Origin of the sequence: Collinsella sp. CLA-ER-H8, from assembly GCF_040092335.1 — a bacterium.
Taxonomy (GTDB): domain Bacteria; phylum Actinomycetota; class Coriobacteriia; order Coriobacteriales; family Coriobacteriaceae; genus Collinsella.
Map to the genome: position 1 here is coordinate 1 of NZ_JBBNLU010000008.1, position 14,626 is coordinate 14,626.

A 14,626-nucleotide genomic window follows, 5' to 3' on the forward strand; every position below is an offset into this window, starting at 1 on the left:
CCCTCTCGGGGGCAGGGACGTTCGGCCGTGCGCGGGCGCCCGGTCGGCGGCCCGTTCTGGGCGCGCCTCAATCGTAGCCCGAGACGGTCCCGGGCTGACAATTTCGACTGTAATGGACGTTCTTAAATGACTAGGGCTATTCCACCGTTCCGTAGACGGCACCCCAGCCGTGGGCGGCCAAGGCGGAGTTGAGCTGGTCGCAAAGTGACTGGCGGTCGTAATAGCCGGGCGGTAGCAGGTTGACGATCTCCATGAGATCGGGCGCCAGGTCCAAGATCTCGGCCTGTACGATCAGATCCAGGCGGTCGATGGCGTGGCGGTCGTAAAATAGTCCGTCGACCAGGCGCTGCAGGTCGCCGAATTCTTCGGCCTGGAACGATCCGTACTCCATAGTGCCTCCTTGGGCGCCCCACGCCGGCATGCGTGGCGATTCGTAATTTATTGCGATGTACTTAATCTATCACGGCTTCATAACGTTGCGGCGGTGGCGGTCTATACTTAGACGAACTGCAACGTACCGCTTCGCGAAAGGTCGCACCCCATGCAGACGATCTACCAGAAGATGGAAACCACCGAACTCGATGCCGCCATCGAGGCGCTCAAAGCCGAGGTCGCCGAGGTCAAGGCCAAGGGCCTGGCGCTCGACATGGCGCGCGGCAAGCCGTCGCCCTCCCAGGTGGACATCTCGCGCCCCATGCTCGATATCCTCAATGCCGACGCCGATCTGCACGACGGCAACGTCGATTGTTCCAACTACGGCTGTTTTGAGGGTATTCCCTCGGCGCGCAAGCTGGCGGGGGAGTTCCTGGGCTGTCCCGCCGAGCAGACGCTCGTGCTGGGTTCGTCGAGCCTTTTGATCGAGCATGACATCGCCGGCATGTTCTGGCGCTGCGGCTCGTGCGGCAGCGAGCCCTGGGACGCCTACGAGGCCGCGCACGACGGCAAGAAGGTCAAGTTCCTGTGCCCCGTTCCCGGCTACGATCGCCACTTTGGCATCACCGCCGACTTGGGCATCGAGAACGTCCCCGTCGCGATGACCGACAACGGCCCCGACATGGACGAGATCGAGCACCTCGTTGCCGCCGACGATTCCATCAAGGGTATCTGGTGCGTGCCCAAGTATTCCAACCCCACGGGCATCACCTTTAGCGAGGACACTGTGCGCCGTCTGGTCGAGATGCCCACGGCCGCGCCCGATTTTCGCATCTTCTGGGACAACGCCTACTGCGTGCACGACCTGTACGACGAGACCGACGAGCTCGCAAACATCTTTGACCTCGCTCGCGCGGCGGGCACCGAGGACCGCGTGGTGGCCTTTGCCTCGACGTCCAAGATCACCTTCCCGGGCGCCGGCATCGGCTTTATCGGTGCGAGCCCCGCGGTCATCGCCGAGTTCTCCAGGCGCCTGAAGGCCGGCCTCATCAGCGCCGACAAGCTCAACCAGCTGCGTCACGTGCGTTTCCTTCCCACCATCGAGGCGGTCAAGGAGCACATGAAAAAGCATGCCGAGTTCCTGCGTCCGCGCTTTGAGGCCGTCGAGCGCAAGCTCACCGAGGGCTTGGGCGATACGGGCTGTGCCACCTGGACGCACCCCCGCGGCGGCTACTTTGTAAGCTTCGATGGTCCCGAGGGCTCGGCCCAGAAGGTCGCCGCGCTTTGCGCCGACCTGGGCGTCAAGCTCACGCCTGCCGGTGCCACCTGGCCCTATGGCAAGGACCCGCGCGACACCAACATCCGCATCGCGCCGAGCTATCCCACGGTCGAGGACCTGGAGGCAGCGCTCGACGTACTGGTGCTGGCCGTTAAGCTTGTCGCTGCCGAGCTTGCTCGTGCCGAGCGCGCCTAACGCGCGGCTTCCCGTACTATCCGCACTTTCGATACGTAAAGGAGCGTATACATGGATCTGGGTATTTCCACCAACCCCACGCCAGAGCTCTACACCATTAAGGTAACCGGCGAGATCGATATTTCTAACGCCGATAGCCTGCGCAATGCCATCGATTTGGCGCTCGAGCAGCCCACCGAGGCCGTTGAGCTCGACTTTGCCCAGGTGAGCTACATCGATTCGACGGGCATTGGCGTGCTCGTGGGCGCCGCGCACCACGCGGTCGACCACGGCAAGCGCTTTAGCTGCACCAATGTGCAGCCCCCGGTGATGCGCGTGGTCCAGCTGTTGGGTGTCGACCAGGAGATTTCGATCACCGCTGCATAATCTTTGCTCCCAAAAGGGCGTGCCGTTTGGTATATGTTTGTGATGCGCTCGGACGTTTTAGCGTCCGGGCGCTATACTTGACCGAATGAATAGACGAGTTCCGGCCGAATGGCGCGGTGCGGGCTCGACTCACATCGAGCCTTGGAGGTATGTGTGTTTGGTATTGGAGAGGGTGAGCTCGCGATCATCGTGGTCTTCGGCTTTTTGCTGTTTGGCCCGGATAAGCTCCCGCAGATGGGCCGCACGATCGGCCGTGCCATCCGTCAGTTCCGCGAGACGCAGGAAAAGATGACGGCCGTTGTTCAGTCCGAGATCATCGATCCGGTAAGCGAGGCCGCTTCGGCTCCGGTTAAGCCCAAGAAGGCTGCCGTCGATGACGATTCCGATGCGGACGAGGATGCCGCCGAGACGGCAGCGGCCGCCAAGAAGGAGACCTTTGCCGAGCGCCGCGCCCGTCTTGCTGCCGAGAAGGCCGCGAGCGAGGGTGCTGCTGAGGGCGAGAATACTGCCGAGGAGCCTGCGACCGAGGGCACCGCCGGGTCCGCCGCTGCCGAGCCCGAACCTGCTGCAGAGCCGGAGCCCGAGCCGGAGCCGGCAGAGCCCACGACGGCTGACCTCTACGCCCGTCGTCCCCGCAAGCGCAAGGCCGTCGTCGACCAGCTCGCTCGTGAGCTCGAGGCCGAGGACGAAGCCGCTGCCGCCGACGCCTCGAAGGGAGGCGATGAGTAATGCCTATCGGACCTGCGCGAATGCCGCTCTTCGATCACCTGGGAGAGCTCCGTCGCCGTCTGACCATCGTGGTCGTATCGGTGTTTGCCGCCGCCATCGTGCTGTATTTCGCCACGCCCGTGGTGCTCGACATCCTGGAAGACCCCATCCGCTCCTTTGTGCCGGATGGTAAGTTCTACATCACCACCACGCTCGGCGGCTTTGGCTTGCGCTTCTCGCTGGCCATCAAGATGGCCGTGGTCATGTGCACGCCCATGATTATCTGGCAGATTCTGGCGTTTTTCCTGCCTGCGCTTCGCCCCAACGAGCGCAAGTGGGTCGTGCCCACGGTGCTCGCCTCGACGGTGCTGTTCTTTCTGGGCGCCATCTTTTGCTACTTCATCATCATCCCTGCGGGCTTTGAGTGGCTCATCGGCGAAACTTCGGCCGTCGCTACGGCGCTGCCCGATCTGGAGAACTACGTCAACATGGAGCTGCTCTTTATGATCGGCTTTGGTGTGGCGTTTGAGCTGCCGCTCATCATCTTTTATCTGTCCGTCTTCCATATCGTGTCCTACGCGGCCTTCCGTAGTGCCTGGCGTTTCGTGTACGTTGGCCTGCTTGTGGGCTCGGCTGTGATTACGCCCGACGGCTCGCCCGTTACGCTGGGCCTCATGTATGGCGCCCTGCTCTCGCTCTACGAGATTTCGCTTGCCATCGCCCGTGTGGTCATTACCGCGCGCGAGGGCAAGGAGGGCTTGTTTGTGAGTCGTCTGGACCTGTTCTCGGACGATGAGGACGACGAGGAGTAAATCGGTATGCACGAGGTTGGCATTGTCAACGGCATACTCGATACAGTGATTCGCGCGGCGCGTGGGGCGGGGGCCTCGCGCGCCGTTTTGGTAACGCTGCGTATCGGGGATATGACCGAAGTTGTGCGCGAGGCGCTCGACTTTGCGTGGGAGACGTTTCGCGACGAGGATCCGCTCACGCAAGGCTGCGAGCTTGCCGTGGAGGAGGTCCATCCACAAAGCGAGTGTCTGGATTGCGGCGAGGTTTTCGACCACGATCGCTTCCATTGCCGCTGCCCCCAATGTGGCGGCGCCAACGTGCGCCTGTTGCACGGCCGCGAGCTCGACATCGCGAGTATCGAAATCGAAACCCCCGACGATTAGCCCGCCAGCCACCTGGGGACGGGGTATAAAGGGGTCAAAGTAAGGAGTGCCGAGTATGGCCGAGAAAACGATTGATATCGCATCGCCGATTCTGTCGCGCAATGAGCGCCTGGCAGATCAGCTGCGTCAGCGATTTAAAGATACAAACACCTATGTGATCAACGTCTTGTCGAGCCCTGGCTCGGGTAAGACCACTACGATTCTGGGCACCAACGAGCGCCTGCGCGACAAGGCGGGCCTGCGTTGCGCCGTCATCGAGGGCGATATCGCCTCGGATGTCGATGCCATCACCATGAAGGAAGCCGGCATGCCCGCCATCCAGATCAACACGGGCGGCCTGTGCCACCTCGAAGGCAACATGATCATGGAGGCCGTTGACGCGTTCGACCAGGCCGTCGGTCTGGAGAACATCGACGTCATTTTTATCGAAAACGTGGGCAACTTGGTCTGTCCGGTCGACTTTGACCTGGGTGAGAACCTGTCCATCATGATCCTCTCGGTGCCCGAGGGCGACGACAAGCCCATCAAGTACCCGGGCATCTTCCAACACGCCGGCGCGCAGCTGCTCAACAAGGTCGATGTGGCCCCGGCTTTCGATTTTGACATGGATAGGTATACTAAGACACTCGATGACCTCAATCCGCAGGCGCCGCGGTTTGCCGTGAGCGCGCGCAAGGGCGAGGGCATGGATGCCTGGTGCGATTGGCTCATCGGGCAGATTGAGCAAGCAAGGGCGTAAGTCGGCCGCCATACGGGCGGGCGTAGCCGCAGAGATACGAGATAGGAGCCTCTTTTGAAGCTCATCATCGCCGAGAAAAACGACGCCGCGCGTCAGATCGCCGAGCGGCTGTCCACGGGTAAGCCCAAAAAGGACAAGGTGTACAACACCGCCATCTACCGTTTTGAGTGGAAGGGCGAGGAGTGCGTGACGATCGGTCTTGCCGGTCACATCCTGGCGCCCGATTTTTGCGACAGCGTGCTGTTCGATAAAAAGCTGGGCTGGTATTCGGTCACCGAGGACGGCGAGATGCTGCCGGCCGACATACCCGATGGCCTGGCGCGTCCGCCCTACGACACCAAGCGTAAACCGTTCCTTGCCGACGGCATTTCCATCAAGGGCTGGAAGCTCGAGAGCCTGCCTTACCTCACCTGGGCACCCGTCATTAAGCTACCGGCCGAGAAGGAGCTCATTCGTTCGCTCAAGAACCTGGCTAAGAAGTCCGACAGCGTCATCATCGCCACGGACTTCGACCGCGAGGGCGAGCTGATCGGTTCGGACGCTCTCAACAAGGTGCGCGAGGTGGCGCCCGACTTGCCGGTTGCCCGCGCCCAGTACTCTTCGTTTACCAAGGCCGAGATCACGCACGCCTTCGATAATCTCGTCTCACTCGACCAGAATCTAGCCGACGCCGGTGAGAGCCGCCAGCATATCGACCTCATTTGGGGCGCGGTGCTCACGCGTTATCTGACGCTCGCCAAGTTCGGCGGCTTTGGTAACGTGCGCTCTGCCGGCCGCGTGCAGACGCCGACGCTCGCCCTGGTGGTCGAGCGCGAGCGCGAGCGCATGGCGTTTGTGCCCGAGGACTATTGGCAGATTCGCGGCATGGGTGCCGCGCAGGGCGCTGCCGAGGACGACCGCTTTAAGATCGCGCACAAGACGGCGCGTTTTACCGACAAGGATGCTGCCGAGACGGCGTACGGCCATGTCGACGGCGCCAAGACGGCGACCGTTGCCGCGGTGACCAAGCGCTCGCGTAAGCAGCAGCCGCCCACGCCGTTTGCGACGACCTCGCTGCAGGCTGCCGCCGCGGCCGAGGGCATCTCGCCTGCGCGTACGATGCGCATCGCCGAGTCCCTCTACATGGCCGGTCTCATCAGCTACCCGCGTGTCGATAATACCGTGTACCCTGCGACGCTCGATCTGGGCGCCGTGGTGAGCGACCTGGCAAAGATCAACCCGGCGCTGGCGCCCGTGTGCAAAAAGGTGCTCGCCGGTCCCATGAAGCCCACGCGCGGCAAAGTCGAGACCACCGACCACCCGCCTATCTATCCCACGGGCGAGGGCGATCCGTCCACGCTCGACGGCGGCCAGCGCAAGCTCTACGACCTCATCGCCCGTCGCTTCCTGGCGACGCTCATGGGGCCCGCGACCATCGAGAACACCAAGCTCGAGCTCGACGTGAACGGTGAGCCGTTCGTGGCTTCGGGCGATGTGCTCGTGACCCCTGGCTTCCGCGAGGCCTACCCGTACGGCCTTAAACGCGACGAGCAGATGCCGCCGCTGGAGCAGGGCGATACGGTCGACGTGTTCGACATTAAGCTCGAGGCCAAGCAGACCGAGCCGCCCGCGCGCTATAGCCAGGGCAAGCTCGTTCAGGAGATGGAAAAGCGCGGCCTGGGTACCAAGTCCACGCGCGCGAGCATCATCGAGCGTCTGTACGCCGTGCGCTATCTCAAAAATGATCCCGTTGAGCCGAGCCAGCTGGGCATCGCCATCATCGACGCGCTGACGCAGTTTGCCCCGCGCATCACGAGCCCCGATATGACCAGCGAGCTCGATGGCGATATGACCCGTGTGGAGCGCGGCGAGGATACCGAAGAGCATGTCGTGACGCATTCGCGCGCGCTGCTGGCCGGCGTGCTCGACGAGTTGCTCAAGCACACGCAGGAGCTGGGCGACGCCATTAGCGACGCCGTCACGGCCGATGCGCGCGTGGGCGCCTGCCCCAAGTGCGGCAAGGACCTGGTTATGAAGACGAGCGCCAAGACCCGCGGCAGCTTTATCGGCTGCATGGGCTGGCCCGACTGCGACGTGACCTATCCGGTGCCGAGCGGCGTCAAGGTAAGCCCGCTCGAGGGCGAGGCGGCCGTGTGCCCCGAGTGCGGCGCGCCGCGCATTAAGTGCCAGCCGTTCCGCCAGAAGGCCTTCGAGATTTGCGTGAACCCCACGTGCCCCACCAACTACGAGCCCGATCTTAAGGTGGGCGAGTGCAAGGTGTGCGCCGAGGCAGGACGCCATGGCGACCTGATCGCGCACAAGAGCGAAAAGAGCGGCAAGCGCTTTATCCGCTGCACCAACTACGATGACTGCGGCGTGAGCTATCCGCTGCCGGCGCGCGGCAAGCTCGAGGCGACGGGCGAGACCTGTCCCGAGTGCGGCGCTCCCATCGTGGTGGTCAACACGGCGCGCGGTCCGTGGCGTATCTGCGTCAACATGGACTGCCCGACCAAGGAGAAGAAGCCCGCCCGCGGCCGCAAGACCACAACCAAGGCGAGCACGGTGAAGAAGACTTCGACGGCAAAGAAGGCCACGGCTAAGAAAGCCACTGCCGCCAAGAAGTCGACCGCGAAGAAGTCGACTGCCAAGAAAGCAGCCGCTGACAAGTAACCGAGCACATAACCGAGCACATATAGACACGGCGGGGCCGGGCGCGCAAATGCAAATGCGCGCCCGGCCCCACTTCTAAGTTGCGGTGAAATAGGGACTGTTTTTGCTGGCAAAAGGCCTAATTAATCCCTATTTCACCGCAAGTTTTGATCAGTTGTTGGGATTACTTCACCTCGACGGGTGCGGCGCCGGGGTAGCGGTCCTCAAAGTCCAGACGGTATTTGTTGTCGTTGGTGCCCGCTACGTTGTCGCGCGCCAGCGGTGCCACGATCTCGTCCTTGTGGTTGGCGGGGCTGGAGTACTCAAGGCTGATCTCCCAGGCATCGCAAATGACGTCAATGCGATTCTCCAGGTCGTCGTAGAGCGCGATGATGTCTTTCCACGAGCTGTAGTTCTGCGAGTCGATGGGAACGTCCAGGTCCTCGACCTCGTCCTTGAGGTCGTCGACCTGATCCTCGAGCGCCTCGGCGGCATCGCTGGCCGACTGACGCGAGCTTCGGTCATCCTTGAGATAGTACGTGTTGAATGTGGTGGCGCAGTCGCGAACCTGCTGATCAAGATCGGAGAGCCTGCTGTAGTAGGAGCTCAGCTGGTCGTAGACGTTCTGCTCGCTGATGGTGGCGGCATCGTGGACGTCATCGTCATCATCATCGTCAAGCTTGTTGGGGTCGCCCTTGACGGACGCATCGTCGTTATCGTGGTCGATCTTGACCTTCTCGATCGTCGTGCCCTTGGTATCATCGGCGCCCTTGTCGAAAGGCTTGATCATAAAGAACACGACGAGCGCGATAATCACGACGATTAGCGCGGCGATGATGCCGATGAGCAGGGCGTTGTTGTTTTTGGGAGCAGCGGGGGCGCCGGCCTGCGGAGCGGCGGTCGGAATGGGCTGCTGCGGCGCGGAGCCGGCTGGCGCCGCCCATTGCTGCGTCGTGCCAACTTCGGGCTGGGGAGCGGACACGGGCTGATGGGCGGACTGTACGGTCACGTCTGCCGGTTGGGGCTGAGTCGCCGTGGGCTGCTGCGCAGACTGAACCGTGGTCGCGGCGGTGTCGAAGGCGGCGTCGGGCGCGGCGGCATGTTCGGCTGCCTGCGCATTCTCTTGCGACTGAGAGGCCTGGCCATCATCGGTTACCGGCGTTCCGCAGCTGGTGCAAAAACGCTCGTCGTCATTCAGAAGCTTGCCGCAATGGGTACAAAACCGGGGCATGATGGTTCCTTCCGTTCGATGTGTTGGCTAGATTATAAGGTGGTTCAGGTGCGGTTGGGCCGCGCCGACCCAACTGGTTATGTGAGGATGATCATGTCGCGCAAGCCCTGTCGCATGCGTCACAATGAGTGCGGCGTACTGGGTGTCCGGCGCGGCCGTTTATCGACGGCTCGGTAGAATGCGATGGTGGGGAGTGAGTCTGTGTACTGCGGCGAGCAAGGTCGGGGTGGCGGCGAAAACGTGGAGGCGTTCCGGATCCCGCCGGGGGATGCACCCCTCACTGCGCGCGATTGCTCGCGTCGAGTGTTTTGTGCCGGGATGTTGACCGGAGCGCTTGCCTCGGTGATGAGTCTCGGCGGTTGTGCCGCGCGCCGCAACGAGGCTGAGGGCTCCGCTGTCCCTGCCAAACAAAAAGCGAATCATCCGTCCGCTCAAAAGGCGGAAGCTGTCTCCCGGGCTTCTTGGATTGCCGGCCTTCAGCAAGATATCGAAGCCCTTGTCGAGCCGTATGGTGGGTCTACCTCGGTCTATGCTGTGGCGCTTGATCCTCAAACGTTCGCGTCGCTCGATGGTGAAGCCGCTGTGGCGCCGGATGCGCGACATGTGGCGGCAAGCATCATCAAGCTTCCCGTTCTCGCTTGTGCGCTCGAGACCGTGGCGGCGGGCGAGCTGTCCCTCGACGAGCAGATAACGGTAACGCAACAGGATATCGTGGGTGGCAGCGGCAACATTCAGTCGCGCGGCGCGGGTGTGTCGTACAGTATTGACGAGCTACTGCACGCTATGATCGCCCAGAGCGATAACGTGGCAGCGAACCTTGTTATCGGCAGGGTTGGCATGGATACGGTCAACGAAACGTGTGCCGCATTGGGACTGACCCAGACCGTGCTCGCTCGTTTGATGATGGACACCGATGCCCAGGCGCAGGGTCGCGAGAACTATACGAGCGCCCGTGATGCTGCGGCCGTGTTGCAGCGGCTGGCGGCGGGGACAATCGCGACGCCCGAGCTGTGCGAGCGAGCGCGCGGATATCTGCTGGCGCAGGAAGACGCGCGCGGTATTGTCGAGGGTGTTCCCGGCGGCGTTTTGGTTGCGCACAAAACGGGCAGCCTGGCGAATGCTCAGCACGATGCCGCAATCGTCTATGCCGAGCGCCCTTACGTGCTGGCAATCCTCACCCAAGACCTCGAACGCGAGCAGGCCCTAGCGCTCGAGCGCGACATTTCCTTCGCCATCAACGCCCGCGCCCACTCCTAACTTGCGGTGAAATAGGGATTGTATTTGCTGCTAGAAGGCGTTTTCAGTCCCTATTTCACCGCAACTTAGAGGGTCGGCAGTTGGGGGACGTTCCTTTTCGGCCGGCACTTTGGGAACGTCCCTAACTGCCACCTAGCCATTTAAGAACGTCCCCAATGACTAGGTGGGATTTGGGGTGCACCGGACGCTGGGGTATCATGGCTTGGTTGCTATAACTTGCATTTTCGCGCCTTGTAGGAAGGGGCTGCGCCCATGGCTTTTGAGCCCGCTCAACATAGCTTTATCACGCTCGAGGGCGTCGACGGCGCCGGCAAGTCCACGCAGGCGCGCCTGCTGGCCCGCGCGCTCGACCTCGCTGGCTATCAGGTCGTAACTCTGCGCGAGCCGGGCGGCACCGCCATCAGCGAAAAGATCCGCGCCCTGCTGCTCGACCCCGCCAATACGGCGATGGGCGACACCTGCGAGCTGCTGCTCTACGAGGCCGCGCGTGCCCAGCTGGTGCACGAGGTTATCGCGCCCGCCCTTGCGGCCGGCAAGGTGGTCCTGTGTGATCGCTTCTACGATTCCACGACCTGCTATCAGGCGTTTGCCGATGGCCTCGACCGCCAGATGGTGCGCGATGCCAACAACCTGGCTGTTGCGGGGACGCATCCGGCGCTCACGCTCGTCTATCACATCGCGCCCGAGCAGGCGGCGCTGCGCATGGCGGCCCGCGGTGCGGCGGATCGCATGGAGGCCAAGGGCATGGCCTTCCAGGAGCGTGTTTACCAGGGATTCTGCAGCATTGCCGCCGAGGAGCCAGACCGCGTAAAGCTCATCGATGCCGCTGCGTCGATCGCAGACGTCTTCGCGCAAACGGTCGAGCTGGTTCGTGCGCACGGTCTCGACATCCCCCAGGATGCCGTCGCCGCCGCGCTTGCCCAGGAGGCCGAGTAACATGGCCCCCGCTCAGGCAAGCTTGCTGGCCAAGCTCGACACCCAGGAACGCGTGCGCGACTTTTTGACCAATGCCGTCACCAGCGGTCGCGCATCGCACGCCTACCTGTTTTTGGGCGCGCCCGGCGCCGGTAAGCTCGACGCCGCATGGGCGCTTGCCCAGGCATTCCTGTGCGAGCAGGACGGCTGTGGCTCGTGCGACAGCTGCGTACGCGTCGCCCGCCATACGCATCCCGACGTGCACTATTACACGCCCGAAAGCGCTACGGGCTACCTCATCGCGCAGACCCGCGAGCTGCTCGACGACGTGCCCTTGGCGCCTATCCGCGCCAAGGCAAAGGTCTACATCATCGACCGTGCCGAGCAGCTGCGCGCCAACACCGCCAACGCGCTGCTCAAAACGCTCGAGGAACCGCCCGAGGGCGTCATGTTCATCCTGTTGGGCACCTCGGCTGACGTGATGCTGCCCACCATCGTGAGCCGCTGCCAGTGCGTACCGTTTCGGCTGGTGTCGCCCACTGTGGCCGCGCAGGCCGTGAGCCGCGCCACCGGTCAGGATCCCGCGCGCTGCCGCATGGCCGTCGCTGTGGCGGGAAGCCCCACGCGTGGTATCGAGTTCCTCAAGAGCGCCGAGCGCCAGGACGCCCGTCGCCAGATGCTCCGCGCCATCGACTCGCTCATCGCTGCCGACGAGGCCGACGTGCTCAGCCGCGCCAAGTCACTCATCGTCGCCGTCAAAGCGCCGCTCGCCGAGGTCAAGTCCACGCAGGAAAAGGTGCTCGAGCAAAATGCCGACTACCTGTCGCGTGGAGCATTGAAGCAGCTTGAGGACCGCAACAAGCGCGAACTCAACGCGCGCGAGCGTTCGGGTATCATGGAAGCGCTGGCGAGCGCGCGGACGCTCATGCGCGACGTGCTGCTGACGCTTCAGGACGAGGCGGCAGACGTTGTGAACGAGGACGTGCGCGACACGATCGGGCGGCTTGCCGCCGCGACGAATGTTGCGGGTGCCACTCAGGCGCTTGAGGCGGTTGCCACCGCTGAGCGCAACATCGCCAGAAACGTTACTCCCCAGCTGGCCATCGAGGTCATGCTGTTCGATATCAGGAAGGCACTGAAATGCCGTTAGTCGTACCCGTTAAGTTTACCTACGCCTCGCGCGACCTGTGGTTCGACCCGCAGGATCTGGATATCCTCGAGGCCGATTATGCCATTTGCTCCACCGAGCGCGGAACCGAGATCGGCCTGGTCACGGCCGATCCCTTCGAGGTGCCGCAAGACGAGATTGGCCAGCCGCTCAAGCCCGTGTTGCGCGTAGCGAGCGACATCGACCTGCAGCTTGCCGACGACCTGGCTATCCAGGGTGACGAGGCCATGGTCGACTTCCGCCGTCTGGTCAAGGAACTCGACCTCGAGATGAAGCCGGTCGGCGTCGAGTACCTGTTTGGCGGCGAGAAGGCTGTGTTCTACTTTGCTGCCGAGGAGCGCGTCGATTTCCGTCAGCTCGTCAAGGACCTGTCCTCGACGCTGCACATTCGCGTCGACATGCGCCAGATCGGCGTGCGTGACGAGACCCGCCTGGTGGGCGGCTATGCCCAGTGCGGCCAGGAGCTCTGCTGCACGCGCTTTGGCGGACAGTTTGAGCCGGTTTCGATTCGCATGGCAAAAGAGCAGGACCTGCCGCTCAACTCGTCCAAAATTAGCGGCGTCTGCGGCCGCCTGATGTGCTGCCTGCGCTACGAGTTCGAGGCGTACAAGGACTTTAAGAGCCGCGCGCCCAAAAAGAAGACGCTTATCGATACGCCGCTTGGCAAGGCGCGTATCCAGGAATATGACACGCCGCGTGAGCAGCTGGTGTTGCGCCTGGAGAACGGCAAAGTCTTTAAGGTCAACTTGGCCGACATGACCTGCTCTGAGGGCTGCAAAAAGAAGGCCGCCGAGCAGGGCTGCAACTGCCGCCCCGACTGCGTGACGCGCGATGTGCTCGAGCGTATCGAGTCGCCCGAGATGCGCTTGGCGCTTATGGAGCTCGACCGCGAGAACGGCGTCGACGTGGGCGATGGCCTGTCGAGCGCCGACCGTCTGGCCGGCACGTCGATGCCCAAGCGCCGCCGTCGCGATGCGGACGCCGATACCCGTGCCGGTCAGAGCCAGGGCGAGGGTCGCGGCCGCGGTAAGGGTCGCGGCAAGGCCGAGGCACCCGAGGCTGAGGAGGCCGCCGGTGGACGTCGCCGCCGCAAGCGCTCGGGTTCGGTCGATGCCGGCGAGACCGCTCCCGCAGGCAAGAACTCCTCCCGCGAGCGCGAGGCTCAGCAGCCTCAGCAGCAAAACCGCGGCGGTGGCATGAATCCCACGCGCCGTCGCCGCCGCCATTTGTCGAGCGAGGAGCGCGAGGACGCCTTCCGCGCCGCAGCCGCTCGCGAAGCCGGTGCCGCCCCCAAGGGTGGTTCGGGTTCTGATACGCCTGCCGACAAGGGTGGCAAGCAGCGCAACGATGACGAGCGCACCCCGCGTCCGCGTCGTCGCCATTCCTCGGGCACGCAGCAAAAGCCCTCGGTGCCCTCCGTGGCCGATCAGGTCTCGGACGGCGAGGTCAAGGTCACGCGCCGTCGCCCCGGAGATGGCGGAGGGGCGGCAGCCAAGGCCGCACGCGGCGCTGCTCGCGACGAACGCGAGTCGCGCGAAGATCGTGGTGGCGAGGGTTCGGCCGACCAGGGTCAAAAGCGCCGTCGCCGTCGTCGTTCCCGCAAGCCGCGCCAGGATGGTGGCGAGGGCTCGACCCAAAACTCGTCCGCACCGCAACCGCCCACCGGCGAATAGTGCCCGCAAACGGATTTAACCTGCCTGACCCCAAACGCGTCGGGGTACCATAGCGCTGAATCAACAACCCTCCCTGCGACCGAACGTAGGGAGGGTTGTGTCGTGAAGAGACACTTGAATGTGTTGGGATGCCTGCAAGGTGCCGACATTCTACCGTTTGCGGACGAATTGCTACCGGTTGCCGAGCGGGCGGCGCACGAGGCGCTTGAGGCGTTGTCGCCCACGCGATGCGCCGGCTGCGAGCGCTCCGGCGCGCTTATTTGCCAAGACTGCCTGGCGGCGCTTGCGCTTATCGACCCGCGGCATAGCTGCACTCGATGCGGTGCCCCGTTTGGAGACTTGTTGTGCACCGAGTGCTCGGTCGAGGGTACGTCCTCGGCGATGGCCGAAGCACTCGACCGGTGCCTGGCATGTGCCGTTTACACGCATCCGCTGCCGCGGATCATCAAAGCGTACAAAGACGCGGGCGAGCGACGCCTGGCGCCGTATCTGGCAGAGCTGCTATACGACACCGCCTTACATGCCCAGGTCGCGGCACCCGATCGCTATGACGGTGTGTTGTCCGGCGCCGATGCAGTGGTGTTTGTGCCCGCGACGTCGGCGGCGTTTCGGCGACGCGGCTTCGATCATATGGAAGCCATCGCGCGCCCATTTTGCGAGCTGTCGGGTGTTCCGCTGCTCGACGCCCTCGTTAAGTACGGCCATGGCGACCAGCGTGAACTCGGTCGTGAAGAACGCCGTGAACGTGCCCGAGGCATGTACGAGACCGTTGAGGACGTGCGGGGCCGCCGCCTGCTGCTTATCGACGACGTTATCACCACGGGTGCGACGATGGCAGCGGCTTCGGCGGAACTCAAGCGCGCCGGTGCCGCGGCCATTGATGGCCTCGCTATCGCACGCGTTTGGTAGGGGTGATTCGT

General features: G+C 63.3%; 14 protein-coding genes. 12 read left to right on the forward strand and 2 right to left on the reverse strand.

Annotation, left to right across the window (positions count from 1 at the left end; all coding sequences use genetic code 11):
- Nucleotides 1-136: 136 nt before the first annotated feature.
- A complete protein-coding gene (locus tag AAAX72_RS06405; protein WP_022093864.1) occupies nucleotides 137-391 on the reverse strand; it encodes a hypothetical protein in 255 nt (84 codons plus the stop codon).
- A 150-nt stretch (nucleotides 392-541) separates the two neighbouring features.
- On the opposite strand from AAAX72_RS06405, the gene AAAX72_RS06410 reads away from it, so the two are divergent.
- From AAAX72_RS06410 to AAAX72_RS06440, 7 genes are all read left to right on the forward strand, one after another.
- On the forward strand, nucleotides 542-1,846 hold the full coding sequence (locus AAAX72_RS06410) for an aminotransferase class I/II-fold pyridoxal phosphate-dependent enzyme (RefSeq protein ID WP_349129620.1): 1,305 nt from the start codon (nucleotides 542-544) through the stop codon (nucleotides 1,844-1,846).
- Nucleotides 1,847-1,897: 51 nt separating this feature from the next.
- The gene (locus AAAX72_RS06415; RefSeq protein WP_035137695.1) at nucleotides 1,898-2,212 is read left to right on the forward strand and encodes an STAS domain-containing protein; all 315 of its coding nucleotides are present in this window, start codon (nucleotides 1,898-1,900) and stop codon (nucleotides 2,210-2,212) included.
- A 153-nt stretch (nucleotides 2,213-2,365) separates the two neighbouring features.
- Nucleotides 2,366-2,941: a twin-arginine translocase TatA/TatE family subunit gene (locus tag AAAX72_RS06420; protein ID WP_349129622.1), complete on the forward strand. Its 576-nt coding sequence runs from the start codon at nucleotides 2,366-2,368 to the stop codon at nucleotides 2,939-2,941.
- Entirely contained in the window at nucleotides 2,941-3,732 is a 792-nt protein-coding gene (gene tatC / locus AAAX72_RS06425; protein WP_171025188.1) for a twin-arginine translocase subunit TatC, read from the forward strand. The genes AAAX72_RS06420 and tatC overlap by 1 nt, the downstream gene beginning before the upstream one ends.
- Before the next feature lie 6 nt (nucleotides 3,733-3,738).
- On the forward strand, nucleotides 3,739-4,095 hold the full coding sequence (gene hypA, locus AAAX72_RS06430; protein ID WP_217108232.1) for a hydrogenase maturation nickel metallochaperone HypA: 357 nt from the start codon (nucleotides 3,739-3,741) through the stop codon (nucleotides 4,093-4,095).
- A 55-nt stretch (nucleotides 4,096-4,150) separates the two neighbouring features.
- Nucleotides 4,151-4,834: a hydrogenase nickel incorporation protein HypB gene (gene hypB / locus AAAX72_RS06435; RefSeq protein WP_349129624.1), complete on the forward strand. Its 684-nt coding sequence runs from the start codon at nucleotides 4,151-4,153 to the stop codon at nucleotides 4,832-4,834.
- 54 nt (nucleotides 4,835-4,888) lie between these two features.
- Nucleotides 4,889-7,483 (forward strand): DNA topoisomerase I, encoded by a 2,595-nt coding sequence (locus tag AAAX72_RS06440; protein ID WP_349129625.1) that lies wholly within the window; start codon nucleotides 4,889-4,891, stop codon nucleotides 7,481-7,483.
- A gap of 163 nt (nucleotides 7,484-7,646) precedes the next feature.
- Here AAAX72_RS06440 and AAAX72_RS06445 read toward each other — a convergent pair whose 3' ends face one another.
- On the reverse strand, nucleotides 7,647-8,693 hold the full coding sequence (locus tag AAAX72_RS06445) for a zinc-ribbon domain-containing protein (protein WP_349129626.1): 1,047 nt from the start codon (nucleotides 8,691-8,693) through the stop codon (nucleotides 7,647-7,649).
- 318 nt (nucleotides 8,694-9,011) lie between these two features.
- On the opposite strand from AAAX72_RS06445, the gene AAAX72_RS06450 reads away from it, so the two are divergent.
- The 5 genes from AAAX72_RS06450 (at nucleotide 9,012) to AAAX72_RS06470 (ending at nucleotide 14,615) form a co-directional block, all read left to right on the forward strand.
- Nucleotides 9,012-9,950, forward strand: coding sequence for a serine hydrolase (locus tag AAAX72_RS06450; protein WP_349129627.1), 939 nt, complete (start codon nucleotides 9,012-9,014; stop codon nucleotides 9,948-9,950).
- 252 nt (nucleotides 9,951-10,202) lie between these two features.
- Complete coding sequence (gene tmk, locus AAAX72_RS06455; RefSeq protein WP_349129628.1) at nucleotides 10,203-10,886, forward strand: dTMP kinase; 684 nt, start codon at nucleotides 10,203-10,205, stop codon at nucleotides 10,884-10,886.
- A 1-nt stretch (nucleotide 10,887) separates the two neighbouring features.
- Nucleotides 10,888-12,015 (forward strand): DNA polymerase III subunit, encoded by a 1,128-nt coding sequence (locus AAAX72_RS06460; RefSeq protein ID WP_349129629.1) that lies wholly within the window; start codon nucleotides 10,888-10,890, stop codon nucleotides 12,013-12,015.
- Complete coding sequence (gene ricT / locus AAAX72_RS06465) at nucleotides 12,006-13,706, forward strand: regulatory iron-sulfur-containing complex subunit RicT (protein ID WP_349129630.1); 1,701 nt, start codon at nucleotides 12,006-12,008, stop codon at nucleotides 13,704-13,706. The genes AAAX72_RS06460 and ricT overlap by 10 nt, the downstream gene beginning before the upstream one ends.
- A gap of 102 nt (nucleotides 13,707-13,808) precedes the next feature.
- Nucleotides 13,809-14,615 (forward strand): double zinc ribbon domain-containing protein, encoded by an 807-nt coding sequence (locus AAAX72_RS06470; protein ID WP_349129631.1) that lies wholly within the window; start codon nucleotides 13,809-13,811, stop codon nucleotides 14,613-14,615.
- Nucleotides 14,616-14,626: the final 11 nt, after the last annotated feature.